Below are 26,030 nucleotides of genomic sequence, written 5' to 3'. Positions count from 1 at the left end.
TACTAAATACGCCGCAGGTCAACTTCTTGCTGCCTAAGGAATGGTTTAATAAAACATGAAACACCTTGTAAAATTTTTAGTTATTGCTGTAACGGCATTATTTTTTGTATCTCATGTAACCTTGGCTAACGAAAAGTTTGGGTCAGAAATAGAGTTAAGTAATCAAATTGAACACTCTTTGCATAACGAATCTCTAATAGGCGTTGTTTGGTCAACAGTGAGTGCAAATAAAATTGCGCAAGGTGCAAAAGGCTATGCAGACTTTACGAATTTAAAACCTATGACGACAGCAAATAAGGTGCAAACAGGCTCAATCGTTAAAACACTTATTGCTACAGGGGTGTTGCATCTTGTAACAGATAACAAACTCTCCTTGGATACCCCAGTTACTGAAATATTACCAGATATTGGCTTGCAAAATCCTTGGGCCTTGAACACACCAGTTCGGGTTAGACATTTACTTGATCATACGTCAGGGCTTGAAGACATTCGGCTTTGGCAATTATTAACGACACAAGCAAAGCCTGATATGGCTCTAAAAGAAACCTTTATTGAAAGCCAGTTGCGTATTAGAAATCGCCCCGGAAGCCGCTTATCCTATTCTAATCTTGGTTATGCAATTTTAGCTATGGTGATTGAAGCCGTTGTTAAAGAGCGCTATGAATCTTACTTAGATAAACACTTGCTTGAGCCGCTGGGTATGCACATGAGTACATTTAATTTTGTTTCTCAAGTAGGACAGTTTAGCGATCCTGCGCTTGCTATGGGCCATTTTGAAAATGGCGTTAGCCAAGCCACGTTACCTATGTTTTTAAGACCGGCAGGGCAGTTTACAACGACTGCTTATGATATGGCTTTGTTTGCGCAGTTTTTAATGGGCGATGGCAAGATTAATGACCGCATATTTATTGAACCGACACTATTAACAAGCATGGGAAAGCCTTTTAAAACAGAAGCTGCCTTAAATAATTTAACTGATATAGGCTATGCGCTAGGGGTAACTACACGTGACCGGCATAATGTGGTTGGCAAATGCCACAGTGGCTCTACTTTAGGTTACCGCACCAACTTTTGTTTTTTTCCTGAGCAAAAAAAAGCATTTTTTATCGCTTTTAATGCCGATGTAGAAACTGCAAATTACAAACAATTTGATAGCATGCTGATTAGAAACCTTGGTGTAAATAAGGCCGATGCAATAGCTCCATCAAAAGCGCAAGTAGCGCTTGATGATTGGCAAGGGTTTTACACGCTTTCCCCAAACAGAATGAAAAGATTTGCCTATTTTGATCGCCTACTTCATTTTGCAACAGTGAGCTCAAATGGCGAAACGCTAACATTGTCACCATTTCAGTCTCAGCAAAAAACCTTGCTAGCTATAGGCGATAATTTGTTTCGTGAAAAAACAAAGCGATTTCCTTCACACACTCTGTATATTTCTGAAAATGGTCAACATATGATCAGTGATGGTTTTCGAACATATGAACAAACCAGTCTTTGGAAGTTACTGCCGATGTGGCTCAGCCTCGCCATCGGCGTAATCGCCATACTATGGATATTAGTATATGGCGCTATTTGCTTGGTTAAGGGGCAATTACGCTTGTCGTCACCTCTATTATTGCCTTTTACGGCGACGTTATTTCTTTTTGTACCGCTGCCTTTATTTTTAACTCAATCATTTTTAAATATTGGTGAGTTTACACTTGCCAGTGCATTGTTAGCATTAGCCACGACAATATTACCGTTTGCTATGACTTACGGGTTATGGCGTATATTTGCTCATGAAAAGTTGAGTAAAATGAATTTGTTAAATAGTTTAGCAATGGTAGCTGCTTTGCAATGGTCACTCATTTTAGCACTTTGGGGTGTATTTCCCTTATTGCTTTGGAGCTAAAATGTTTAACAATTGTAGGTAAAAAAGTGCATTTTTATGCACTTTTTATTAATAACTTGTTCCTATATCTATTATTTCGCGTTAAAATTAGGCAATTATAACAATAACGAGAAACTGGATGGATATTGGGGCGCTAAGGGGCACTCAAGCGTTACGAAATACCGTTCTTAAATGGATGGGCTTTTGTCTTGGCGTGCTAGCTGGAATATTCGCCGTTTTTAATCTCTTTATAAATGACTTTTGGGTTCTTGGTGCATTAGAAGTCGTTTTTGCATCCTTTTGTTTTTATATCTTTTTTTATACCCGAAAACGCAATGGTCATCTATGGCAGTCGCTCACCTTATGCGTGTTTTTAACCCTACTTATCACTTTGGGCACTTACCTCAGTAATATTAAAAGCTTGCTGTTCATTTGGACATGCTCATTACCGGTTCTATTTTATCTATTGTTAGGTAAACAGTACGGCAAAGTCTTGTCATTGGTCGTTGCGGTACTGCAAGGCGGTATTCTATTCACCAAATCAAGTCTTGAGCCTCTTAATAGCATCAATTTTTTACTCAACTTTACATTCACATACATCAGTATTTGGGCGGTGTCTCACACCTTTGAGAATAGTCGTGCAGAATATGGTAAGCGACTCGAAAACTTAGCTTTACTTGACCCACTTACAGGGGCAGGTAACCGGTTGGCGATGACCCATTATTTTGAAGTTGAGCTGAAAAACAAAAATGGCTTATTTATCTTAATGCTCGACCTTGATTACTTTAAGAATATAAATGATCAATACGGCCATGATGTTGGCGATCGTATTCTAATTGAAGTAACCAGTTTCTTTAGGCAACGCATAAGTAAAGGCTATGTATTTCGAATTGGCGGTGAAGAGTTTGCTATCTTCTTACCAGATAGCGACCCGCAAAGTGCATATGAATTTGCAGATATGCTGCGCGAGCACTTATCAACAACTATCCACAATATTGATGAGCAGGCGATAAATTTGACTATTAGCATCGGTGTTGCCTGCTACATGCCAAATCAAACCCTTAAAAACTTTATTAAGCGTGTAGACGATGCGCTATACCAAGCAAAACAGCAAGGTCGAAATAGAGTTGTAACGGCTTATGAGTTAAGCGAACAATTTGCACATCGTAATAAAGCGAGTTAGTGCTTTTTAAACTTAGCCTTTGTACATAGTATCAAAATCAGGAATGTTTGCCTCCCATACAGGAACATCTTTACCAATGTATTCACGCATAGCATCAAAGAATAAACGTGTTCTTACTGGTAAATCTCTATGTGGGTAAACCGCGTACACTGCGCTGTAATCGAGTAATTCCATATCGGTTAAAATTGGTACTAAATCTCCGCGTTTTACCTCATCATCAAGAATAAATGCTGGTGCAAGAACATAGGCATTTCCTGAAATTGCCTTCATCAAAAGTACTTCCGCATCGTTAGCACGAAAGACACTTTTAATATCCTGCTCAATAATATCGCCACCGGCATTACGATAGCGAATACCACTAATGCGTTTACTTGGGCTTGAATAACTAGCGGCAGGCAGCTCTTTTAAATCTTCAACATGCTTTGGCATGCCGTAAGTTTTAATAAATTCTGGTGAGGCCAACAGTAACATACGGTTGCGGGCAATCTTACGGGCAATAAATGAAGAGTCTTTTGGTTCGCCAACACGAAAAGCCAAATCATAGCCTTCTGATACTAAGTCAATCAGCCTGTCGTCTAAACGAAGCTCAACTTCAACTTGCGGAAAACGTTTTTGAAAGTCATTAATTACTGGTTGAATATACCTTTTACCGATAATACTTGATGAGGTAATTTTTAACGTGCCACGAGGTTCTTGGTGATAGTTCTCGGCCAGTCTAACAGTATCTGATAATAAATCCCTGAGTTCAGCTGCTTTTTTTACCATTTCAGCGCCTGCAGCAGTCAACGAAAAAGAACGAGTTGTACGGTTTAGTAAGCGCACCCCTAACTCATCTTCAAGACGGCTAATTTGTTTCGAAATGACAGAACGGTCTATATTTCTAGACTCTGCAGCTTTAGCAAATGAGCCTCGTTCAATCACTTCAAGCAGCATTAATAAACGGCTGGTGGTATCCATAGCAGTTCCTTAAAATTTATTGGTGCCATTCTGGCATTAATGAATTTAAAAATCTATCGTTTTTATCCTCTAATTAGTTCCGTAACATTGTCTCCAATCTATTAACAGGAGAGTCGTGATGAACAAATCTATTCTTGCAGTGGCTGTCACCATTGCGAGCTTAACGCTTGCAGGGTGCGGTACTGAAGCCAACCAAGCAGCGCAGCAACAGCATTTACAACCTATCGATGTAGCAAAAGTACTGGTTAAACCCGTACAAAATTGGCACACCTATACAACGCGCTTAGAAGCACCACAAGAAGTAGCGCTTATGCCACGTGTTTCGGGTGTTATCGACAAAATTAATTTTAAGGAAGGTGATAGCGTTAAAGAGGGGGATTTGCTTTTCACCCTTGATGCACGTCCCTTTGCTGCAGTGGTTGATAGCTTAAAAGCGCAAATCGAAAGCGCCAAGGCAGCACTTGAACAAGCTAAAAGTGAAGCAAAACGCGCAGAGCGCTTAACTGAGCGTAAAGCGATTTCAACTGAGCAAGCAGAGTCTCGTAAATCAACCCTTAGACAACGAGAAGCACAATTACTCGCTCTTCAGGCTGAGCTAACTGCAGCTGAGCTTGATTTAGCATTTACGAAAGTTCGCTCGCCAATAAATGGCGTAGTATCGCGCGCCAACATCACCAAAGGTAATAACGTACTTGCCGGACAAAGTGTGTTAACAAATATCGTATCAAATCAGCAAATGTATGCTTATTTTGATATTGATGAGCGCACGTGGAATCAGTCATTTGCTGATGTAACGGCACAAAGTGAACAAGCGGTTGTGATGCAAAAAGTGGGTGAAGCCAGCTTTAACTTTAATGGCAAAATTAATTTCATTGATAACCAAATTAACGAAACTACAGGCACTCTTCGTGTTCGTGCCGTGTTTGAAAATGATGAGCAACAACTTCGTGCTGGTTCATTCGCCCGCATTAAGCTTGCAGCGAATAAAGTAAGCGAAAAGGTCATCGTGCCGGAGCGTGCTATTGGCACAGATTTAAAGAATCGTTTTGTTCTAACCGTTGGTGAAGGCAATGTTCTTGAGTATAAGTTAGTTACTGTTGGTGAACGTTATGGCAGCTTACGAGCAATTAAATCGGGACTAAACGAAAACGATGTGATTGCAGTGAACGGTCCTGCTCGTGTGGGTCCAGGTATGCCAATTTCGCCTAATAAAGTAACGATTAATAGCGACGGTATTGCATTCACTCTTTCAAATAATCACTCAGATTTGGTTGCTAAACAGTAGGTCAAAATGAAATTTTCACACTTTTTTATCCAGCGACCCATCTTTGCAGCGATGCTGTCGCTTATCTTTCTCATCGCAGGGGCAATTTCGTTATTTCAATTGCCAGTGAGTGAGTATCCAGAGGTGGTGCCGCCAACAGTTGTTGTTACAGCAAGTTACCCAGGTGCAAACCCAACGGTTATTGCTGAGACTGTTGCAGCACCTCTTGAGCAAGAAATCAATGGTACTGAAAACATGTTGTATATGTTTTCGCAAGCAACCAGTGATGGCCGTATGACGTTAACAGTTACCTTTGCGTTAGGAACTGACTTAGACCGAGCACAAGTACAAGTGCAAAACCGTGTAAACAGTGCACTGCCACGCTTACCACAAGAAGTTCAGCGTTTAGGCGTCGTAGCAGAAAAATCATCACCAGATTTAACCATGGTAGTGCATTTATACTCACCTGAAAAAACGCATGATACAACTTACTTAGCGAACTATGCTGACTTGTATATCAAAGACCAAATTGCACGTCTTCCGGGTGTGGGTGATGTACGTATGTTTGGTGGTGGTCAATACTCAATGCGCGTATGGTTAAACCCCGATGCACTATCGGCACGTGATTTAACTGCCATGGATGTAGTTAATGCACTACGTGCGCAAAACCAGCAAGTTGCCGCTGGTAGTTTAGGTGCACAACCTACATCGAAAACAAATCAGTTTCAAATTCTGATGAACGTTAAAGGGCGCTTAAGCTCACAAGAAGAATTTGAAAATGTGATCATCAAAGTAGGTGAACAAGGTCAGCTTACACGCTTAAGTGATGTTGCACGCCTTGAGTTAGGACAAGACACCTATGCATTAAGAGCAATGCTCGATGGTCAGCCAGCACTTGCTATGCCAGTATTTCAACGCCCAGGTTCTAATGCGATTGAGCTTTCGGATCAAGTGCGTGAAACCATGAAGCTATTATCGAAAGACTTTCCGGCGGGTGTTGAATATGACATTGTTTATGATCCAACAATTTTCGTACGCGGTTCTATCGATGCTGTTATCAAAACGCTACTAGAAGCAATCGCGCTAGTTGTAATCGTTGTAGTGGTGTTCTTACAGACGTGGCGTGCATCGGTTATCCCTCTGATTGCGGTACCGGTGTCTTTAATTGGTACGTTTGCAGTTATGCAATGGCTTGGCGTTTCAATCAATACCTTATCGTTATTCGGCTTGGTTCTAGCCATTGGTATTGTTGTTGATGATGCCATTGTTGTAGTTGAAAACGTTGAGCGTAATATTGAGCAAGGCTTATCGCCACTCGAAGCAACCCGTGTTGCCATGACAGAAGTAACAGGGCCAATTATCGCCATTGCACTTGTACTGTGTGCTGTATTTATTCCAACGGCATTTATTACTGGTTTATCTGGTCAGTTTTATAAGCAATTTGCGTTAACTATAACTATTTCAACGATTATCTCAGCATTTAACTCATTAACACTATCGCCTGCGTTATCGGCATTGTTATTAAAAGGTCATGATGCAAAACCAGACCGTTTAACTAAGCTATTAAACCGTGTATTTGGTAATTGGCTATTTAAGCCTTTTAATCGCTTGTTTGATAAAGGTGCAAATGGCTACGAAAAGCTGGTACAAAAACTGATTCGCATGAGTGTGATTGTATTAGTTGCCTACATTGCGCTTGTTGGTGGCACAGTTAAATTATTTGATGCTGTACCGGGTGGCTTTATTCCACAGCAAGATAAGCAATATTTAGTGGCTGTTGCACAGTTACCTGATGCGGCAAGCTTAGATAGAACCCAAGAAGTCGTGCAAGAAATGGAGAAAATTGCATTACAAGTACCAGGTGTTGCAAATACGGTGTCGTTTCCTGGTTTATCTGTTAATGGTTTCACCAATAGCCCTAATAGCGGCATTGTGTTTACTCCGCTTGCACCTTTTGAAGAGCGTCAAGATCCGAGTATGTCAGCAATGGCGATTGCGGCTCAGTTAAATCAAAAATTTGCCGCTATTGATGAAGCATTTGTTGCGGTATTCCCGCCACCGCCAATTCAAGGTTTAGGTACAACTGGTGGCTTTAAACTACAAATTGAAGACCGTGCTAATAAAGGCTTTGAAGCACTCTTTAATAGCTTACAAGCAACCATTGCTAAAGCTCAGCAAGACCCTGCATTAATGGGCCTTTACTCAAGCTTTAGAATTCAAGTGCCACAAATGGATATCGACATTGACCGTGAGCAAGCGCTGATTCAAGGTATTCCACTTGTTGAAGTATTCAATGCCTTACAAGTGTACTTAGGCTCGATGTATGTGAATGACTTTAACTTGTTTGGTCGAACTTATCAGGTTAATGCACAAGCTGATGCTGATTACCGCCAAGATCCTGAGCAAATTTTGAATCTTAAAGTGCGTAACCGCATGGGTGAGATGGTGCCATTAGGTTCTGTATTAACGGTCACGCCAACAACAGGGCCAGATCGTGTAATGCACTATAACGGTTACCCTACAGCTGAACTAAATGGTAGCCCAGCGCCAGGTTATAGCTCTGACCAAGCGCAGCATGCGATTGAAGCAATTCTTGCAGAAACATTACCTAATGGTATTGAGTTTGAGTGGACAGAAGTAACCTATCAGCAAATATTAGCGGGTAATACCATGGTGTATGTTTTCCCACTCGTTGTATTGCTCGTGTTCATGGTACTTGCTGCTCAATACGAGAGCTTAAGACTACCTCTGGCGATTATTTTGATTGTGCCTATGACTATTTTCTCGGCCTTGTTAGGTGTGTGGCTTGTAGGTGATGACAACAACATCTTTACGCAAATTGCATTAATTGTACTCGTTGCACTAGCAAGTAAGAATGCCATCTTAATGGTTGAGTTTGCACGAGATCAGCATAAAGGTGGGATGACACATCTTGAAGCAATTATTAAAGCGTGTCGCTTACGACTTCGTCCAATTTTAATGACGTCAATTGCTTTTACAGCAGGTGTTGTACCCCTTGTTTTAGCCACAGGCGCAGGTGCAGAGATGCGTCATGCCATGGGTAACGCTGTATTCTCAGGCATGATTGGTGTAACCGTGTTCGGCTTATTGTTCACCCCGGTGTTTTATATGTTAGTAACGAAAAAATCGCAGAAGGAGCAAGATGATGCATAAGCCTCTTCATGCAATCTTTAAACAGGGCAAAGTTTTGAGTGCAATGCTGTTAGCCGGCGTATTAGCTGGCTGCGCACAAAGCGTAGATATGCAAGAGCAGCAAGTTAGCCTGACGCAATTTGTAAGTGATACACAAATTGGTGAACAAAACGAAGGCGCGAGCGAGAATAACTGGTGGCGTCGTTTAGATTCAACCCAGTTAAATAATTTAGTGACTGATGCATTAGCAATGAATCACGACCTAAAAACCAGTCAACTTCAACTTGATGCAGCCATTGCCCGTTTAGGTGCAGCCCGCGCGGAATATTATCCGCAGGGCAGCCTAAGCGTAGGTGCAGAGCGCAGCAGCTTAGATGGCGTTATTACACGTCAATCAAACGCTGGAGTTAATGTTAATTGGCAGCTTGATTTGTTCGGCCGTATTACCGCGTTAGTCGATGCTGCTAATGCGGGGGCATTAAACCAAGCAGAGCAGCTAAGAGCATTACAGGTTGAAGTGGTTTCAGCTGTGGTGCAAGGCTATGTCAGCTATCAAGGTAATGTGCAAAAGCAAGCTATCATTGAGATGCAAATCGAGGCACTCGAGCAAAGTATTGATGTACTAAAAGCGCGAGTAGAAGAGGGTGTAGCGAATGAGCTTGATCTTAACCGCACCCTTGCGCAGTTAAAGCAACAACAAGCGCTTATTCCTGAGCTTAGTTACTTGCAATATCGCGACTTAGCAACCCTTGCGGTGCTAACCGGTCGACTTGCAAGCGACATAACATTGGTCGAAGAGCCTGAGTTACTCAGCCACCAATTTAGCGTGTCGTTTAGTAAAGCGAGTGAAGCAATGGCGCTGAGACCCGATATCACCAGTGCCTTGTATCAATTTAGTCAGGCTTATTCATTGAGTGTTGCAGCCTCAAAAGCGTTACTGCCTGATATTAGTTTGGCAGGGTTTGCAGGTGTGGTGAGCTTAACCAGTAATGGTTTAGAAGATACTGTGCAACAATGGCAAGTAACGCCAAAAGTTGAATGGTCATTACTCAGCTATCCTGCATTATTAGCTCAGCGTGATGCACAGCAATTTTTAAGTGAAGCCGCTTACAGTAACTACCAAAGTAAAGTATTAAAAGCCATTAGCGATAGTGAACTTACTTTACAAAGGCTAGTCAAACAGCAGCAACAGTTAAGTTATGCTGATCAGCGTTTTAATTATGCGAATAAAGCATTTGGTCAAGCTCAAGCAATGTATCAAGAAGGACAAATTCCTTACTTAGAGTTGTTAGATGCGAGACAGGATGTTTTAATAGCGCAAGAGAACGCTGTTGATTCAACAATTGCTTCATTACAGGCCAAAGTAAGTGCTTATCAAGCGTTTAATGGTCGTTGGAGCTTTGAACTAAACAACCTTTAACCCAGAGTATTAAATGTCACATATTCAACAAACTACAGATCTTCCGTCAACAATGCGCGCGCTTGCACTGATTGAGCCGAATGACGCCATAGCGTTATCTGAGCTTTCTGTGCCAGTACCGAGCCCTGAAGGCAATGAGCTCTTGATTAAAGTTGAATATGTGGGCTTAAATCATGGTGATGCCAACTTTGCAAAGCAAGGCTTTTGCAAATGGCATTACCCTCATGTTTTGGGCCATGACGCTGTTGGGGTGGTTGTTCAAGCAAATAAAGGTGTATTCCCTGGTGTTGGTGCGCGTGTTGTATGGCATGCCAGCCTTGGTGACCAAGGTGTGTTATCTGAATACACTACAGTGCCTAACTATGCAGTATCTGTTGTGCCAGATAATGTATCTCCGGCAGACGCTGCAACCTTACCTTGTTCAGGTATGACGGCATTAATCGCCCTTGATAAATTGCAGCTAAGCGAAGGAGATTCACTGTTTATTGACGCCGGTGCTGGCGGCGTTGGCCAATTCGCTATTCAGTTTGCTAAGCAACGTGGTGCGACTGTGTTTACCACTGCCAGCAAACACAATCATAAGTTACTTAAGCAATTAGGCGCTGATGTTGTGTTTGATTATAATGACCCTAAACTCCAGGATAAAATTCGTCGTGAACTTGGTCCGCAGGGCTTTGACGCGGTGCTTGATTGTATCGGTGGCGATACCACCATTCGCAACGTTGAGCTAATGCGTTTTTGTGGTCGCATCGCCTGTTTAAATGAATTACCTAAGTTTGAACAAGAACTTATGTTTAGACGCGCTCCCAATATTGGCATTGTATCGTTAGGTGGTGCATGGCTTGCAAACAGTTTATGTGCTCAGCAAAGATTAAGCTTTATGGGTAACTTATTACTTGATAATGCAGCGCGAGGCGAGATCAAATTGCCGCAAATCCATGCCGTAGACTTTACCGCTGAGGCTGTTTCAGCTGCTTTAAATAAACAACTTGCTGGGGGTTTTACAGGTAAACAAGTTGTACAAGTAAGCGGTTAAACTTGCGTACTCACTGCCCAGTCATTTTGTTTGATGGTCAGTGCAATCTGTGCCATTTTTGTGTGCGGTTTATTCTTCGCTTTGATAAGCAAATTACCTTTAAGTTATGCCCCATGCAAAGCGATAAAGGTGAGCGTTTATTAAAGGCACATAAAGTCAAAGATCCACTTTCCTCAATGTTAGTGATTGATAAAAACCAGCTATATAAACAAAGTGATGCTGTATTATTTATCGCAACGAAATTAGGTTTTCCATTCTCTGTCGCTAACGTGTTCAAGCTACTGCCAAAAGGCTTTCGCGATCGTGTGTATGATTGGGTTGGCCGTCATCGTTATCGGTTTTTCGGCAAACAAACAAAGTGTAAGTTATTGTCCGAAAAACAAAAGCAGCATTTTTTATAAACATTTAAAGTAAAGCTTGCTATTCTCGTTATTGGGAACAAATAACAATAATAAGAATATGAACATTCTCTTTCTAATCTTAAGTACAGTTTACATTGCTTTACTGCTATTTATGCCGGCATTGCCTCAGCCTTTTATGGCGCTATTTAAAACGTTGCCAATCGGTGTGTTGATTGTGATGGTGTTAAAAGGGCGCAGTCAGTTACAAAATCGAACTTTTATTACTTTATTATTCGCTCTTAGTTTTTCAGCACTAGGTGATGTGTTGTTAGCCCTTGATACGGGGCAACTATTTATAGGCGGTTTAGCGGCTTTTTTTGTAAGCCACGCTTTTTATATCATTACTATGTTGCCAATTAATAACTGGCGACTAGACGTTGTACTCCTTTATCTATTTTTGGCCATCATCGTTTTTTGCTTATTCTATCCAAACTTAAATGACCTGCTCATTCCTGTGATTTTCTATATGTTGGTGCTCACCATAATGGCAAGCCTTACTTGGATGACTGATAAATCGAACGGTTTTTTAGTGTTAGGAGGGGCAGTGTTTGTTATATCAGACTCTATTCTTGGCCTTAACCGTTTTTATTTAGAAATAGCGCATGCAGATATCGCAATAATGTGCAGTTATTATTTAGCGCAATTTTGTTTGGTAAAAGGTTTTTTGCAAGCAACAGGTAAACATAAATAGCCGCAGTGGCTCAGTGGTGATTGCCGTGATAAAATATGCGCGTTTTAATTTTCGAGATTTCCCATGGCAAATACAGCGCACGCACTGCACATTCTTGTTAAGCACAAAGAACAAGCTGAAGACATTATCAAGCAACTTAAAAAAGGCGCTAAGTTTCAGACTTTAGCTAAAAAACATTCAACCTGTCCGTCGGGTAAAAAAGGCGGCGACTTGGGCGAATTCAGACGTGGTCAAATGGTGCCCCAGTTTGACAAAGTAGCATTCAGCGGCGAAATCTTAGAGCCACATCTAGTTAAAACGCGCTTTGGTTGGCATGTCATCAAAGTGCTATACAGAACGTAAAGTTTAAAGCCACACTAAATTTAAAAAGACACGTTGTTAGTCTTAGACTTTTCATTTCAGTGAGTTAAAACGCTAGGTTTTAACTCATTTCTGGACAAAAGCGTGTTAGAGATGAAGGAAAGTTGTGTGCCAATAGCAGTCTATTAGTAATCTCTAATGTGTAACCAAAGCCAGCCGTTTTTTGCCTATAGCTCCAGTGCCTCTTTATACCTAAACTATACTAAACTCAACGCTAAGAATTAGTCTCGCTTGTCTTCTTTTCTGAGAGGCGTTTTATCGAACATAAAAAAATAGGAGGCAAACACACCAGCTATAGTAAGTGCTGTTAGTAGTATGACTTCTAGCATAAAATTTTATCCTCTGTTTTCAATTCTTTTTATCTCAATATGATCATTATATGGGCATTAGCATGTATTTCAATTTTGATGAGCGCTTTTAAGAGCATAATTAACAGAGCTTCCCATCTTAGCAATATTCAATGAGAGGCTCTAGTTCGCTCATTTGCGATGCTCGACTAAACACGTTTTGGGGCAGCAGTGAGTTACGGATGAAGCTCTGACTTTGTACAGAGCTGTCATTTATTTCCAACTCATTTGATCCAAAAATGTGTTGCTAAAAAGAACTCAAAACACAACAAACTTAATTAAGTGTGGGCTGCACATCTAAGCCATAGCCAAACATTACAGCTAATACTAATACAACTGATGCTGCGACCATTAGTTTAATCAGCAGTGGTAAACAGAATCTAAACCAATGGCCGTAAGGCACACCTGCCATCCCTAAAATGCCCATTAGTACAGCATTGGTCGGAATGATCATATTCGAAAATCCATCTCCAAATTGATAAGCAAGTACGGCAACTTGTCTTGGTACGCCCACTAAATCACCTAGTGGGGCCATTAGTGGCATGGTGACATAAGCTTGCCCTGAACCAGAAGGAATAAAAGTATTGAGTAGGGTTTGAATAACCAACATGCCTATTGCTGATATTTCAGCTGATACATAAGAAAGCGGTAACGACATACCATGTACAAGGCTATGCAGGATTTGACCGTCTTCTAAAATAAGTGCGATACCGCGTGCAACACCGATTAAAACTGCGGTGGTAACAAGATCAGACACGCCCTCTATAAATTTGTTTGCTGCTTCATCAGCAGATAGTTTGCCTAAAATGGCTACAACGACACCCCAAGCGATAAAAACACCGCCTAGCTCGTATAAATACCAGCCTTTGGTTGCTATACCCCATACTGCAATTGCAAGGGTAATGATAAAGCTGCCTAAAATAAGTTTATGGCGCAGGGCAAGTGCTGGGTAACTTGTTGCTGTTTGATTTTCCAGTGGGCAAGGCACGCCAATCATCATCGATTTAGACGGATCGTTCGCTACCTTTTTGGTGTATTGCCAAACATGATGAAAACCAATGAGCACAAATGGAATAAATATAGCTAAACGTAACCACAAGCCTGAGTAAACTGGAATACCTGCAATTTGCTGTGCGATTAATACGGTAAACGGGTTAAATGCCGATACCCCATAACCAATACCATAACCCGCGACTATCATACCTACAGCAGTCATTGCGTCTAGGCGCATTGCTTTACACAGCGCAACGAGAATAATAACAAAAGGAATATATTCACCGGCGGTACCGATACTGCTTGATGCTAAGGCAAAGCAAAACACCACCATAAAGATTAATCGCTGCGGCTTTTTACCGTGTCGCTCTAAAAGCCTACCAATGAGTGCATCAACAGTGCCTGTGGCACGTGCAACAGCTAATACGCCGCCAACGATTAAGACAAAGAAAATAACATCTTGAGCAGCAGCAAATGCACGAGGTATGGCTTGTAATAAATCCCATGGGGTTAAGTAATGGCGTTCAGCAACCGTTTGATAGGTACCCGCAACGACCATTTCGCGGCCAGATTCACTCAGTGTCGTGCTGAAAAAACCTTGTGGTACTAACCATGTAGCAATAAGCGCAACAACCATCATGCCAAGCAGCAGTATCAAGGTATGTGGAACTTTAAAACGTAAACCCATTTATTCTCCGTAATTATGTTAGGTTAAATTGTTAAAATCATAACATGATAAAAGCTGATAGATTGTCTCAAAAATATATACACTGTTAAAAAATGTAATAATTTAGACACAAAAAAAGGCCAGATAGCTGACCTTTTAATAGTTATTTAGATTTTATTTAGCTAGGCCAAATGGGTCGTCAATGCTATGAGCTGGCTCGGTAAACCAACGCGGGCCTGCGTCTGTCATATAAAAATGATCTTCTAAGCGAATACCAAACTCATCGGGTATAACAAGCATCGGTTCGTTACTAAAACACATGCCTGTTGCGAGTGGGGTAGGGTTTCCACCGACAAGGTATGGCCATTCATGAATATCCAAACCAATGCCATGGCCAGTTCTGTGTGGGCAACCTGGTGTTTGATATTCTGGCCCCATGCCATTTTCAGCTAAGTACTGTCTTGCAGCATCATCTACTTTGCCACATGGCTCACCAATTTTTGCTGCAGCAAAAGCGGCTAGTTGGGCATTTTTCTCGTGTTGCCAAAACATACGTTGACGTTCGGTTGCTTCACCAAATACATAAGTACGGGTAATGTCAGAGAGGTAATCATGTACTTTACAGCCAGTATCAATCAGTACCACATCACCTTTTTTAAGGGTTTGTGGGTTTTTAACGCCATGCGGGAAAGACGACGCAACACCAAATAGCACAATACAAAAATAGTTACCCGGTGCACCGACTTTTTGGTGGGCTTTTTTAATAAAGGCTTCTACTTCAGTAGTGGTGATACCTTCATAAAGCATACTCGCCGTTGCTTTGTGTACTTCTAAAGTCATGTCCATAGCACGTTGCATTAAGGCAAGTTCATTGGCTGATTTATGCATGCGGCAGTGAGCTGTTACGCACTGTGCGTTAACAATATTATAATTACCATTAGCTTTATTAATGCCGTCGTAGATGAAAAACTGTGCGCTTTCATCAATACCAAGGGTGCCATTTTTGCTAATCCCCATTTCTGACAGTACTTCAACACATAGTTGGTATGGGTTTTCGTGCTCTTGCCAGCCTCGAATTGGGCCATCAATCACCATAAAGTCGTTTAAACTGCCGATTTCAAAAAACGGTGCGATATATTGCACATCACCTTTAGCAGGTAAAATAGCGCCAACTAAACGCTCACTTGCATACCAACGCATACCAGTAAAATAAGCAAGGTTAGTGCCTGCATTTAAATATATTGCATCAATGTTATTTGCTTGCATATACGCTTGTGCTTTTGCGATACGCGCATGAAATTCGTCATTTTGAATAGGGGTTAAATCTGTTGTCATATCTGACAAAGAGTCAAGCGCCTGCTCAGGCGTTTGTGTGCCAATACCGTATGTTGTCATTGTGTACTCCTTGGTTTTTTGTGCATTGTGGCTTGAGTAAACAGTTGATGCAAACTCACTGCGACTAATCGCATAATATTCGTATTTATGTACATAACTGTTAGCATGCGCAAAAAATAAGGAGCGACAATGCAAGTTAATTACTTAAAAAGACAAGCTGAATTTAAAGCCTTACTAGAACAACAAGGTTACAGCGCCATGTTAGTACTAGGTCATGAAAATATTCGTTACTTAAGTGGTTTTAGTGGTAATGCTGCTTATGCATTAATTACTCAAAATGCGTGTGTGCTGATAACAGATTATCGTTACCATCAACGTGCAATTGCTGAAACAACAGGATTTGAGGTTGTTTGTAGAGATAGAGACAACGAAACTCTTGGTCATTGTATTAACAGGCACCTTAAACCAAACAGCCATGTCGCATTTGATGCAAGCTATGTCACGGTAGCAATTTGGCAAGGTGTGGCAGATGAGTTAAGCGGCCACACTCTAACAGCGGTAAACGGCTTAATTGAAAAACTAAGGCGCGTTAAAGATAGCTGGGAAGTTGCGCAAATTAAAGCTGCTGCAGCTATTGCTGATGAAGCCTTAGCACAAACGCTGCCTTATTTTAAACCAGGTGTGACTGAACGAGACCTTGCCTTAGAGCTTGAATATAGAATGCAAAAGCTAGGTTCAGAAGGAATGTCGTTTGCAACTATTATGCTGTTTGCTGAACGTTCTGCACTGCCGCATGGCAATCCATCAGATCAGGTTTTAAAGCATGGTGACTTTGTAACCCTTGATTTTGGCGCGGTTGTAAATGGCTATCGCTCTGATATGACTCGTAGTTACATTATTGGCGAAGCGTCAGAAAAACAAACCCGTATTTATAATACTGTTCTTGATGCGCAAAATGCGGCACTTGAAATGGTTAAACCAGGTGTTAATTGTTTAGATTTAAATACCATATCAAACAAGATGATTGCTGAGGCGGGCTTTGGTGAATACGCGGGTAAAGGCCTTGGCCATGGTTTAGGGCTATTTTTACATGAAGTGCCATTTATTAACACACTCACAGATTACAACCTTGAAGTAGGTAATGTGATCACCATTGAACCTGGCATTTATATACCAGGCTATGGTGGTGTGCGACTTGAAGATGACATAGTTGTCACCGAGTCTGGCTTTGAGGTGTTAACCCATGCGCCTAAGCCATTCATAATCTAATGCTTAAATTTAGCGATTACTTTTTAGCATAAGCTAAGCGGGCTAAACGTTCAGTTACATGGTAACTATCAAGCCCGCTAACTGCGACTGTATCAATGGCTTCAATATCGACAAAGCCGTCTTCTTGCAAACAAGCCTCATCTAAGTAGATATCAGTGATTTCTCCAATAATAAGCTCAGTGCCATTAATGGCAAGGTGGTGGTGTTCTTTGAGCTCAAGAGCATACTTAAGCTTGCTCTCTTTAACAAAAGGTGCTGTGAAGTTATTTAGGTATTCAGTGCAGAGCCCTGTAGCATCAAATTCAGATTCGTCTTTGTCGTAGCGTGCAGATGTTTGATGTGCTTTATCATAGATATCTTTGTTCACATGGTTAATCGTATAGTGCTTAGTCGCTAATAGGTTCTCTAGAGTATGGCGAGGAACTGAATGAGGTCTGATTATCATACCCACCAAAGGTGGATGCGCGCCGAGATGAAATACTGAACTCACGATAGCTAGATTAGTTTGGCCGTTGCAATCTTGTGTGCCAACTAAGTTGGCACTTTTAAACCCAGACAAACTATTAATTAAATGGGCGCGGTAGCGGTTTTCTAGATCTGAAATGGCTTGTTTTGTAAAATGCATAATTGTCCTGTTACCAGTCTATGGGTTTTCCTTGCCAGTCAAAGTAGGCTGGGCTGGGTGATTGTTGTAAATAATCAGTATCACTTATAAATGAATAGAGCTGCTGGGCTACAAACTCAGGAGTAAATAACTTACCTTCGGGCACATTGGCTTGAAAGGGCTTAGATAGCGGCGTATCTGTTGTTCCTGGGTGAAATAAAACGCAGTGGCATTTTTTATAACGTCTATTTAGCTCAATCGCTGCCGATTTAAATAACATGTTTAGTGCCGCCTTAGATGCGCGATAGCTGTACCAACCGCCTAATTTATTGTCACTAATGCTGCCAACACGTGCACTCAGTGCACATACAACCGTTGCTACATGCGGCTTTAAAAGCGTTGAAAATAAAGTTAAGCAGCGAATCGGCAGTAGGGCGTTTGTATGCATGCTATTTATAAAATGCTGCTCAGATATTTGCTCAAGTTTACGTTCAGGCGCATTATCTGGATCATGCAGCAGGCCGTTAAATATCATCAATTGTGCTAAATCATATTGGTTACTAGTTAATTCTACGGCAATTCCTCTTAGGCTTTGCTCTGAGTAATCAGTTATAAAATGCTGGTGGCTGATCTCATTGTTTGATATTTCATCAAAAGGCGCCTTAAATTCACTTCGACTGATGGTTACGATATGACCGCTTCTGATTTGTTTTCTTAGAGTAGTGAAATAGGCTTTAGCGATTTCACTGCTTGTGCCACACAATATATAGAGTTGCATTTATGACCCGTAATAAAAATATTCGAAATTTTTTTCGCTCAAACTATCACCAATTAATAAAGTGTTAGTAACCTTGGTTGTCTTTTGCCAAAACTAAAACACATAAAATAGGTTGATAAATAATTGACCATACAAAAATGAAAGATGCCTTAATTCACAGGCATTTTATCATTTTAATTGGTAAGTCCATTTTACCAATTGGCCATATTGTAAAGTACAGTCTCTGACTAGGCTGCGTATTCATTACACTTTTATGTTTACAGATTGGTTATTCTTTTTTACGAGTATGTTAGAAAATTCGATCTATTAAATTAACGCTGACAATGATATTAATAAAAGGGATCAGTATTTAGCTGCGCTCGTGCTTGGTTAAATACTGTGCAGTAAGTACTTTCAACTTAGTTAAAGAAAGGAGTATGAGAATGAGTGAACAATACGCTGCACTTCGCGGTAATGTTAGTATGCTTGGACAAATGCTGGGTCAAACCATTAAAGATGCACAAGGACAAGCCATTTTAGATAAGGTAGAAGAGATTCGCGCTTTATCTAAATCGTCACGTAGTGGTAACGAAGCCGACAGACAAGCGCTTATCGAAGTACTACACGCTCTCACAGATGAAGAACTATTACCGGTTGCACGCTCATTTAATCATTTTTTGAATCTTGCTAATGTTGCAGAACAATTTCATACCGTTTCGCGCTTTAATGATGTTGGTTTTTGCCAACTAAACCCTCTCACTCAAACATTAAAAGCGTTAGCAACTGCATCAAAGCAAGGTCAAGTGGACCCTAATCACTTGGCACAAACACTCTCAAAACTCCACATCAATTTAGTACTCACGGCTCACCCAACTGAGGTGACACGCCGTACAATGATCAATAAACACGTTGAATTAAGTGATTGTCTTGCCTCTTTAGAGCGTAAAGACAATTTACCAAGTGAACGTGCAGATTTATTAAATCGCATTGCCCAACTTATTAGCCAAGCTTGGCATACCGACGATATTCGTCGTTCGCGCCCAACGCCAATCGATGAAGCTAAATGGGGTTTTGCAGTTATTGAGAATAGCTTATGGCATGCCGTTCCACGTTTTCTACGCGAGTTTGGTGAAGACGTAAAAGCAGAGCTTGATCTTGAATTACCGATTGATTTCAGCCCAATTGAATTTACTTCATGGATGGGTGGTGACCGTGATGGTAACCCGTTTGTAACCGCTGAAGTCACTCAGCAAGTGCTAGACCATGGCCGTTGGATGGCACTTGATTTGTATTCGCGTGACATTGAGACGCTAAGTAATGAGTTATCTATGTCTGATGCAAGCGATGAATTAGTTGAGCTTGCAGGGCAAGACTTTGAACCTTACCGTGCGGTACTTAAAAAATTAAAGAATCAAATTGCCGAAACCGTGACGCATTTGGGCGCTAAAATTAAGAAAAAGCGCACTGACTCTGAAGATTTAATTACCGATATTGCGCAAATTAAGCACCCTATTGAAGTGTGTTATCGCTCGCTAATTAAAACCAACATGAAAGTGGTGGCAGACGGTTTGCTACTTGATGTACTGCGCCGCATTAATAGCTTTGGTTTGCGCCTTGCAAAACTTGATGTGCGTCAGGACTCGTCACGTCATGGTGATGTTTTCTCAGAGCTAACACGTTATTTAGGTTTAGGAGATTACCATCAATGGCAAGAAGAAGATAAACAAGCATTCTTACTTGCGGAGCTGAACTCTCGTAGACCACTAATACCTAAACATTGGCAGCCAAGCCCTGAAGTACAAGAAGTACTTGATACGTTTGATGTGATAGCAGCGCAAGACGCACAAACATTTGGCTTGTACATCATTTCCATGGCACGCACTGCATCCGATGTCTTAGCAGTACAATTGTTATTGAAAGAAAGTGGTTGCAAGTTTAACTTGCCGGTTGCACCGTTATTTGAAACCTTAGATGACTTAAATAATGGTAAAGAGGTTATTGAATGTTTACTTGATAACACTTGGTACCGTGGTCATATTCAAAATCAGCAAAATGTCATGATCGGCTACTCAGACTCAGCAAAAGATGCAGGCATGATGGCTGCTGGTTGGGCACAATATGAAGCAATGGATAAACTCGTTCAATTAGCCGAAGAGCGCGGTATTGAGCTTATCTTATTCCACGGCCGTGGTGGTACTGTTGGTCGTGGTGGCGCTCCAGCTGCACAGGCGCTTCGTTCTCAGCCTCCTGGTTCATTAAAAGGTGGCCTGCGTGTAACAGAGCAAGGTGAAATGATCCGCTTTAAGTTTGGTTTGCCTGCTGTCGCACTACAAAGCTTAAACATTTATGCCGGTGCGGTACTTGAGAGTAACTTATTGCCGCCGCCAGAGCCTAAGAGCGAATGGCGTGATGTTATGGATCTTATTAGTGCAGACTCATGCGAGCATTACCGTCAAGTTGTGCGTCATGATGAAAACTTTGTTCCTTACTTTAGAATGGCAACGCCAGAACAAGAGCTCTCAAAATTACCTTTGGGCTCTCGCCCGGCTAAGCGTAACCCGAATGGGGGTGTAGAAAGCCTTCGTGCTATTCCATGGATCTTTGCATGGAGCCAAAATCGTTTAATGCTGCCAGCTTGGTTAGGTGCATTAACAGGCCTTAAAGCTGCTTTAGATAAATATGGCATCGAAACACTTCACGAAATGAGCTTAAAATGGCCATTCTTCCGTGCTCGTTTAGAGATGCTAGAGATGGTATTTAGTAAAGCCGATACATGGTTAAGTGCTCATTATGATGATGCACTTGTTACTGAGCAATATAAGCCATTAGGTGTGAAGTTACGTCAGGAATTGAGCGAGGCTATTGAGCTTGTTCAATCGCTTAGCCCACAAAAGAGCTTACTTGCAGACCAGCCTTGGATCAAAGAGTCAATCGCGCTTCGTAACCCTTACACAGATCCACTTAACTTATTACAAGTTGAGTTACTGCGTCGTTCACGTGAAGCTGATGAAAACTCTGCAAGTGATATTGATAATGCCTTGATGATCACGATGACAGGTATTGCAGCAGGTATGCGTAATACCGGTTAATAGCTAGTGTCATCTACTAATTGAGCATCGATTGGTAGGCTAATAACAAATCGTGCGCCGTGTTTACATGACTCGGCGCCGATTTTGCCTCTTAGGTTGTATTTAACCGCGTTAAATACCACGTTTAAACCAAGCCCTAAGTGATTACCCCCTAGATTAGTGGTGTAAAAAGGGGTAAATATTTCATGTAGAATTTCATCACTGATTCCCACACCGTTATCTTGATAGGTAATTTCAACCACATGCGTAAACGCTTTGACTGAAACTTCGACCACTCCCTTACCCGAATTAACAAAGCCATGCTCACAGGAATTAATAACTAAGGTTTTTAATACATCACTTAAAATAGTTGGATAAGATGTAATAGTTGCTTCATCGCCATGAATTTTAAAATCAATTTGTTTACCAAGATGTTTGCTCAAAGGACATAAACGATGGTTAAGAAAGCTTGAAAGCTGTATTTTGCTCATCGGTTTATCTAGGTGTATAGACACATTAAGCGCTTTAAATTCTTCTACAATTCCGGCAAGTCGATTAATACTGTTGATCACAAGGTCTTTAGCGCTATTGGTATCGGTAATAAATTTATGAAAATGCTTGCTAGACAGCTCTCGGGCTTTAAATTTTTCTTCTAAACCTTCCATGTAATCATCTATTAATGAACTTGCTGTAACTATGGTGCCTATAGGGGTATTAAGTTGATGCGCCATACCGGATACTAGTGCTGTTAAAGACGCTATTTTTTCTATTTCAATTAGATGATTTTGAGTATCTTTTAACTGTTTTAATGCTTTAGCTAATTTTTGTTTTTGTTTGTCTATACTATTAATTGCGATAAAAGAGCCAAATAAAATAATTACTAAACATATGCTTACAACAATAGTGAGATCTTTAAATGCATTGGCTTTCGTCGCTTTTATTTGTTCAGCACGAGTCAATTCAGAAATTCTGACCTCTTTTGCGGCTACATCAGCTTCCGCTAATGCTTTAGCTAGGTTCACTTTTGCTTGTCTGGTTAAAATAGCTTCATTAATGTACGAATATTGTTTATAAGCGCTTAGTGCATTTGCATAAATTTTTTGTTGTTCGTAAAGCTCTGCAGTTAATTTTGCAATCGATAATAGGGCTTCAAAATTAGTATGGCTAACAGCTTGTATGTTAACGGATGCTAGTGTATCGAGCGCTTTCTCAGTATGACCTTGTGCTTCATACGTTTCTGCTAAGCATAAAATGATATTAAGTTGCTCATTTTCAAGCTTTTTATTTTCAATAACAGTCGAAGCCTCGTTTAGTACCTTTTCTGAGTCTTCTAAAAAACCTTGAAAACGTAATATTTTGGCTTTTATAACTAGGCTTGAAGCAAGGTGAGTGGTGTAGTTATGTTGGTTTTGTAACCCTATAGCTTCATTGATAACCTTGAGTGCGTCTGAATACTGTTTTAATCCAATTAAAGCAAGCGCTAAGTTATTACTAGCAAATGATTCGTTCAGAGTTTGATTTTTACTGCGGGCATAATCTCGATAGTATGTGAACGAGTCAGCAGCTTCTTTGTAACGGTTTAAACGTAGCTTTACCAAAGCGATATTATTTTCGGTTTGATAAACTAAACGTTCATCTCGAGATTGTGCAAATGGCATGGCATCGCGATAGTAAGCTAAGGCTTCTTCATATAGACCTAAGCGTGCATAAATCCCCCCGGAAATATTGAAATAGCCATACATGAGGTCTTTTTCATCAGACTGAGAAACCATATTCATGTACTTAACAATGGTTTCCATGGCTTGTTCTAGCTCGTCTGTCTCTAATAAGAACCAAGCTTTATAATTAGTAGCAATAATCTTTTGTTCTAATGTTAGCTCGGTAGTTTCTATGAGGGCATTGACAAACTTTAGGCCTTCTTGTGGTGAGCTTGCATAGCTTTGCCTTATTGAAAGTCTGAGTTCATTAAACTCTTTGTTAGGCATTGCATTAATTGTTGTTGAATATAATAAAATCAATAGTATAAAGCTAATGAGCAAAACCAAACGCGCTTTCATGGCACACCAATCCATTTTAAAAATGAGTACATAAAGCACTCACTCCTTTTACTGTCTTAATAACGCTTTACATTATAAATTTTAACTAAATACAGGTTTATCTGAAATTGCTTATTTGTTTAGAGGAAATCTCTTACATGTTTATAAAGTAAATAGGGTGTGAACTCGAATGGCAGATTTTCAGATTAAAACTAATCCTAAAATATGAAATATGCAACTGGTCATACCTATTTTATTGCTAGGTATTGACTGGAAGGGCGATATCAATAAAATAGCCCAGCTTTTTAGATCAGCTACCGTTGATCCAAAAACAACTCCCACACTTTTTTAGAGTAACTTATGCCAAACGTGTCTACTTGCATCACTTATGATGCATCGACGTCACTCGTGATGATGACGTTAAGAGGGACTGCTAGTGCACAGGATGTGATTAATTTTTACCAAATTGCCCAACAATACTCGGTATTATATGGGTCAGAAAAAATACTCGTTGACGTGTCTGAATTGACTCACAACTTCGCACCTGCTGATTTATTCACCATCATGCCGGAAGTGGCAAACTCTTTGAAAGAAGCTGTAGTGGCTATTGTGGTAAGTTTTGATGGATTTATGCACGATTTATTTATGCAAAAAGCAAAGCGCTATAACTTACAGGCTGAAAACTTTGAATGTTTTAACAAAGCTAAAAACTGGTTAGTGCATCAATAAATGCTGAGCTTAGCTATTGGAAATATATTTGTATATCTGGGCTTACAAATACCGCTAATTTTTAGCTTTTTTTGTGCTAATAATCGGGATGTTTAACGCCAAAACCTAGCAATTCAATACGTAACCTTTTAAACTGTTTAGCCAATTAATAATTATAATTTGTTATGACAGCAACTAGGATAGATGCAAGCAAACTAGCTCAAAAATCTGAGCCGTTTAGCTTCAATGAACAACAAAAAAACTCTCTTTTTGCCCAGCTTAAAAAGCAGCGTGGCATCTTATCTCAATCAGATATTTCTTCTCTTTGTCAGCAGTTCGAAGTTAGCCAACTTGAGTTACAAAAAGCCTGTGTACCCGTCGCAAGTTTATTTTCTGTCGCACCTATTTCTAAATTTTATGTGGGTGCTGTTGCAGTTGGGTTAAACAAACAAGGCGAAACAAACTTTTATTTTGGTGCTAATGTCGAGTTTTCTCATCAAGCATTAAGTTTGGTAGTACATGCTGAGCAATCAGCGATTAATAATGCGTGGCTTAACGGCGCGCAAGCAGTTCAAAAAATTGCTATCAGTGATGCACCTTGTGGTTATTGCCGTCAATTTATGAATGAATTGAGCACCGCAGACTCACTTGAGATTTTATTGCCAGAACGGGACTTTAACCTACATGAGTTGTTACCACATTCATTTGGTCCAAAAGATTTAGGTAATGAAGAATGCTTGTTTTCACATAAACAAAGAGATAAGCAATTTGCAGAAACGAGTATTAACGATGAAAAACTAGTTCAATTGGCGCTTAATGCATACGTACCATATACAGGTAATTTTAGTGCTGTTAGATTAAGTACATATACAGAAGGTGACTTTTACGGAAGCTATGCAGAAAATGCAGCTTATAGTCCAAGCCTTTCTCCGCTACAAAGTGCGTTGAGTCAGTTTTATCTTGCGGGTTTAACTTTTGATGATAAAACGGTTAAGTCAATAACCTTGCTAGAAACACAAGGGGCTGAAAATCAGTATGAGGTGGCTAAAAGTGTGCTGGCAAGTTTTGAAAACCCACCAGCATTTGAACACTGTGTTGCTAAACTAGTTAACGATTAGTTTAGCAATAGTTTTGCAGCTTCAATGACGACGGCGACTGATTTTTTCTCAATCTCGCCGTGGTCAACATTAGGAATTTCTTGTTTAGTACGATTTACTAATACACCTGCAACACACGCTGCACGCAAGCCAAGTGCTGCACACATAGTAAATAGTGTTGCTGATTCCATTTCATAATTCATCACGCCTAGTTTTTGCCATTCTTCACAGCTGCCTTGGAATGAACGAGGAACATAGCCAGAATAGGTATCGTAACGTTCTTGTCCTGGATAGAAGGTGTCACTAGATGCTGTAATACCAATATGGAAGCTAATCCCTAACTTATCACACGCATTTACCATAGCTTGAGTAGCAAAAAAGTCAGACACTGCAGGATAGCTTAGCGGTGCGAAATGCTGGCTTGCGCCGTCTAAACGAACTGAGGCTTGGCTAATTAAAATGTCGCCTTCATTAATGTGTGGCTGAATAGCACCGGTCGTGCCAATTCGCAAAAAGGTATCTATACCTAGCTGGGCAAGTTCTTCAACAGCGATTGATGTAGATGGTCCGCCAATACCGGTTGAACAAACTACAACGCTATGGCCGTTTAGCTCACCTCGGTATACATGAAATTCACGGGTCTTCGCTAAGCATTCTGGGTTATCGAGAAGTGTTGAAATGCGTGCTGAGCGGTCAGGATCGCCTGGGACAATCGCAAGGGTTGCGCCGTTTAAGTCCTGACGAGTAAGCCCTAAGTGAAATACCTTTTCCATTATTAAACCTTATTTTTGTCTAAAGCGTAATACTTTAATCA

At 40.6% G+C, this 26,030-nt stretch carries 20 protein-coding genes; 13 read left to right on the top strand and 7 right to left on the bottom strand.

Annotated features, from left to right (window positions below; translation table 11 throughout):
* The first annotated feature begins 55 nt into the window (after nucleotides 1-55).
* Entirely contained in the window at nucleotides 56-1,891 is a 1,836-nt protein-coding gene (locus J3455_RS00995) for a serine hydrolase domain-containing protein (RefSeq protein WP_349560787.1), read from the top strand.
* A gap of 118 nt (nucleotides 1,892-2,009) precedes the next feature.
* The gene (locus tag J3455_RS00990) at nucleotides 2,010-3,053 is read left to right on the top strand and encodes a GGDEF domain-containing protein (protein ID WP_349560785.1); all 1,044 of its coding nucleotides are present in this window, start codon (nucleotides 2,010-2,012) and stop codon (nucleotides 3,051-3,053) included.
* 12 nt (nucleotides 3,054-3,065) lie between these two features.
* On the opposite strand, the gene J3455_RS00985 is transcribed toward J3455_RS00990, so the two are convergent.
* The gene (locus J3455_RS00985) at nucleotides 3,066-4,010 is read right to left on the bottom strand and encodes a LysR family transcriptional regulator (RefSeq protein WP_130052466.1); all 945 of its coding nucleotides are present in this window, start codon (nucleotides 4,008-4,010) and stop codon (nucleotides 3,066-3,068) included.
* A gap of 118 nt (nucleotides 4,011-4,128) precedes the next feature.
* Between J3455_RS00985 and J3455_RS00980 the strand changes: the two genes are divergently transcribed.
* The 7 genes from J3455_RS00980 (at nucleotide 4,129) to ppiC (ending at nucleotide 12,317) form a co-directional block, all read left to right on the top strand.
* Entirely contained in the window at nucleotides 4,129-5,295 is a 1,167-nt protein-coding gene (locus tag J3455_RS00980; RefSeq protein WP_349560784.1) for an efflux RND transporter periplasmic adaptor subunit, read from the top strand.
* A gap of 6 nt (nucleotides 5,296-5,301) precedes the next feature.
* Nucleotides 5,302-8,448 carry an efflux RND transporter permease subunit gene (locus J3455_RS00975; RefSeq protein ID WP_349560783.1) on the top strand — a complete coding sequence of 1,049 codons (3,147 nt, stop codon included), beginning with the start codon at nucleotides 5,302-5,304 and terminating at the stop codon, nucleotides 8,446-8,448.
* Entirely contained in the window at nucleotides 8,441-9,847 is a 1,407-nt protein-coding gene (locus J3455_RS00970; protein WP_256854162.1) for a TolC family protein, read from the top strand. The genes J3455_RS00975 and J3455_RS00970 overlap by 8 nt, the downstream gene beginning before the upstream one ends.
* 13 nt (nucleotides 9,848-9,860) lie before the next feature.
* On the top strand, nucleotides 9,861-10,883 hold the full coding sequence (locus tag J3455_RS00965; protein ID WP_130052463.1) for a zinc-binding dehydrogenase: 1,023 nt from the start codon (nucleotides 9,861-9,863) through the stop codon (nucleotides 10,881-10,883).
* A gap of 2 nt (nucleotides 10,884-10,885) precedes the next feature.
* Nucleotides 10,886-11,284: a thiol-disulfide oxidoreductase DCC family protein gene (locus tag J3455_RS00960; protein WP_349560782.1), complete on the top strand. Its 399-nt coding sequence runs from the start codon at nucleotides 10,886-10,888 to the stop codon at nucleotides 11,282-11,284.
* 58 nt (nucleotides 11,285-11,342) lie between these two features.
* A complete protein-coding gene (locus tag J3455_RS00955; protein WP_349560781.1) occupies nucleotides 11,343-11,975 on the top strand; it encodes a lysoplasmalogenase in 633 nt (210 codons plus the stop codon).
* Nucleotides 11,976-12,038: 63 nt separating this feature from the next.
* Entirely contained in the window at nucleotides 12,039-12,317 is a 279-nt protein-coding gene (gene ppiC, locus J3455_RS00950; RefSeq protein ID WP_055021968.1) for a peptidylprolyl isomerase PpiC, read from the top strand.
* Nucleotides 12,318-12,956: 639 nt separating this feature from the next.
* Here the strand turns inward: ppiC and J3455_RS00945 are convergent.
* Nucleotides 12,957-14,363 (bottom strand): YfcC family protein, encoded by a 1,407-nt coding sequence (locus J3455_RS00945; protein ID WP_167657259.1) that lies wholly within the window; start codon nucleotides 14,361-14,363, stop codon nucleotides 12,957-12,959.
* Between the two features lie 153 nt (nucleotides 14,364-14,516).
* Nucleotides 14,517-15,737, bottom strand: a complete 1,221-nt coding sequence (locus tag J3455_RS00940; protein ID WP_349560780.1) for a M24 family metallopeptidase — start codon at nucleotides 15,735-15,737, stop codon at nucleotides 14,517-14,519.
* Nucleotides 15,738-15,866: 129 nt separating this feature from the next.
* On the opposite strand from J3455_RS00940, the gene J3455_RS00935 reads away from it, so the two are divergent.
* On the top strand, nucleotides 15,867-16,946 hold the full coding sequence (locus J3455_RS00935; protein ID WP_349560778.1) for a M24 family metallopeptidase: 1,080 nt from the start codon (nucleotides 15,867-15,869) through the stop codon (nucleotides 16,944-16,946).
* Between the two features lie 16 nt (nucleotides 16,947-16,962).
* On the opposite strand, the gene J3455_RS00930 is transcribed toward J3455_RS00935, so the two are convergent.
* Nucleotides 16,963-17,571 (bottom strand): flavin reductase family protein, encoded by a 609-nt coding sequence (locus J3455_RS00930; protein WP_349560777.1) that lies wholly within the window; start codon nucleotides 17,569-17,571, stop codon nucleotides 16,963-16,965.
* A gap of 10 nt (nucleotides 17,572-17,581) precedes the next feature.
* Nucleotides 17,582-18,328 (bottom strand): SDR family NAD(P)-dependent oxidoreductase, encoded by a 747-nt coding sequence (locus J3455_RS00925; RefSeq protein WP_349560775.1) that lies wholly within the window; start codon nucleotides 18,326-18,328, stop codon nucleotides 17,582-17,584.
* Nucleotides 18,329-18,750: 422 nt separating this feature from the next.
* Here J3455_RS00925 and ppc point away from each other — a divergent pair, with 422 nt between their 5' ends.
* Complete coding sequence (ppc, locus tag J3455_RS00920) at nucleotides 18,751-21,396, top strand: phosphoenolpyruvate carboxylase (protein ID WP_167657264.1); 2,646 nt, start codon at nucleotides 18,751-18,753, stop codon at nucleotides 21,394-21,396.
* Here ppc and J3455_RS00915 read toward each other — a convergent pair.
* Entirely contained in the window at nucleotides 21,393-23,432 is a 2,040-nt protein-coding gene (locus J3455_RS00915) for a tetratricopeptide repeat-containing sensor histidine kinase (RefSeq protein ID WP_349560773.1), read from the bottom strand. The genes ppc and J3455_RS00915 overlap by 4 nt on opposite strands.
* A gap of 339 nt (nucleotides 23,433-23,771) precedes the next feature.
* Here J3455_RS00915 and J3455_RS00910 point away from each other — a divergent pair, with 339 nt between their 5' ends.
* Both J3455_RS00910 and cdd read left to right on the top strand, forming a co-directional pair.
* Complete coding sequence (locus tag J3455_RS00910) at nucleotides 23,772-24,140, top strand: hypothetical protein (RefSeq protein ID WP_130052448.1); 369 nt, start codon at nucleotides 23,772-23,774, stop codon at nucleotides 24,138-24,140.
* Between the two features lie 164 nt (nucleotides 24,141-24,304).
* A complete protein-coding gene (gene cdd, locus J3455_RS00905) occupies nucleotides 24,305-25,237 on the top strand; it encodes a cytidine deaminase (RefSeq protein WP_130052447.1) in 933 nt (310 codons plus the stop codon).
* Here cdd and udp read toward each other — a convergent pair.
* On the bottom strand, nucleotides 25,234-25,989 hold the full coding sequence (gene udp / locus J3455_RS00900; RefSeq protein WP_130052446.1) for a uridine phosphorylase: 756 nt from the start codon (nucleotides 25,987-25,989) through the stop codon (nucleotides 25,234-25,236). The genes cdd and udp overlap by 4 nt on opposite strands.
* Between the last annotated feature and the right edge of the window lie 41 nt (nucleotides 25,990-26,030).

The sequence above is a fragment of the Pseudoalteromonas sp. NFXS39 genome, from assembly GCF_040148775.1.
Classification (GTDB): domain Bacteria; phylum Pseudomonadota; class Gammaproteobacteria; order Enterobacterales; family Alteromonadaceae; genus Pseudoalteromonas; species Pseudoalteromonas apostichopi.
Note: the sequence above shows the minus strand (reverse complement) of the source record. Positions and strands in the feature narration are given on the sequence as shown.

Coding starts and splice junctions, on each gene's coding strand:
- J3455_RS00995 (WP_349560787.1), top strand. CDS start 56: ATGAAACACCTTGTAAAATTTTTAGTTATTGCTGTAACGGCATTATTT.
- J3455_RS00990 (WP_349560785.1), top strand. CDS start 2,010: ATGGATATTGGGGCGCTAAGGGGCACTCAAGCGTTACGAAATACCGTT.
- J3455_RS00985 (WP_130052466.1), bottom strand. CDS start 4,010: ATGGATACCACCAGCCGTTTATTAATGCTGCTTGAAGTGATTGAACGA.
- J3455_RS00980 (WP_349560784.1), top strand. CDS start 4,129: ATGAACAAATCTATTCTTGCAGTGGCTGTCACCATTGCGAGCTTAACG.
- J3455_RS00975 (WP_349560783.1), top strand. CDS start 5,302: ATGAAATTTTCACACTTTTTTATCCAGCGACCCATCTTTGCAGCGATG.
- J3455_RS00970 (WP_256854162.1), top strand. CDS start 8,441: ATGCATAAGCCTCTTCATGCAATCTTTAAACAGGGCAAAGTTTTGAGT.
- J3455_RS00965 (WP_130052463.1), top strand. CDS start 9,861: ATGTCACATATTCAACAAACTACAGATCTTCCGTCAACAATGCGCGCG.
- J3455_RS00955 (WP_349560781.1), top strand. CDS start 11,343: ATGAACATTCTCTTTCTAATCTTAAGTACAGTTTACATTGCTTTACTG.
- ppiC (WP_055021968.1), top strand. CDS start 12,039: ATGGCAAATACAGCGCACGCACTGCACATTCTTGTTAAGCACAAAGAA.
- J3455_RS00945 (WP_167657259.1), bottom strand. CDS start 14,363: ATGGGTTTACGTTTTAAAGTTCCACATACCTTGATACTGCTGCTTGGC.
- J3455_RS00940 (WP_349560780.1), bottom strand. CDS start 15,737: ATGACAACATACGGTATTGGCACACAAACGCCTGAGCAGGCGCTTGAC.
- J3455_RS00935 (WP_349560778.1), top strand. CDS start 15,867: ATGCAAGTTAATTACTTAAAAAGACAAGCTGAATTTAAAGCCTTACTA.
- J3455_RS00930 (WP_349560777.1), bottom strand. CDS start 17,571: ATGCATTTTACAAAACAAGCCATTTCAGATCTAGAAAACCGCTACCGC.
- J3455_RS00925 (WP_349560775.1), bottom strand. CDS start 18,328: ATGCAACTCTATATATTGTGTGGCACAAGCAGTGAAATCGCTAAAGCC.
- ppc (WP_167657264.1), top strand. CDS start 18,751: ATGAGTGAACAATACGCTGCACTTCGCGGTAATGTTAGTATGCTTGGA.
- J3455_RS00915 (WP_349560773.1), bottom strand. CDS start 23,432: ATGAAAGCGCGTTTGGTTTTGCTCATTAGCTTTATACTATTGATTTTA.
- J3455_RS00910 (WP_130052448.1), top strand. CDS start 23,772: ATGCCAAACGTGTCTACTTGCATCACTTATGATGCATCGACGTCACTC.
- cdd (WP_130052447.1), top strand. CDS start 24,305: ATGACAGCAACTAGGATAGATGCAAGCAAACTAGCTCAAAAATCTGAG.
- udp (WP_130052446.1), bottom strand. CDS start 25,989: ATGGAAAAGGTATTTCACTTAGGGCTTACTCGTCAGGACTTAAACGGC.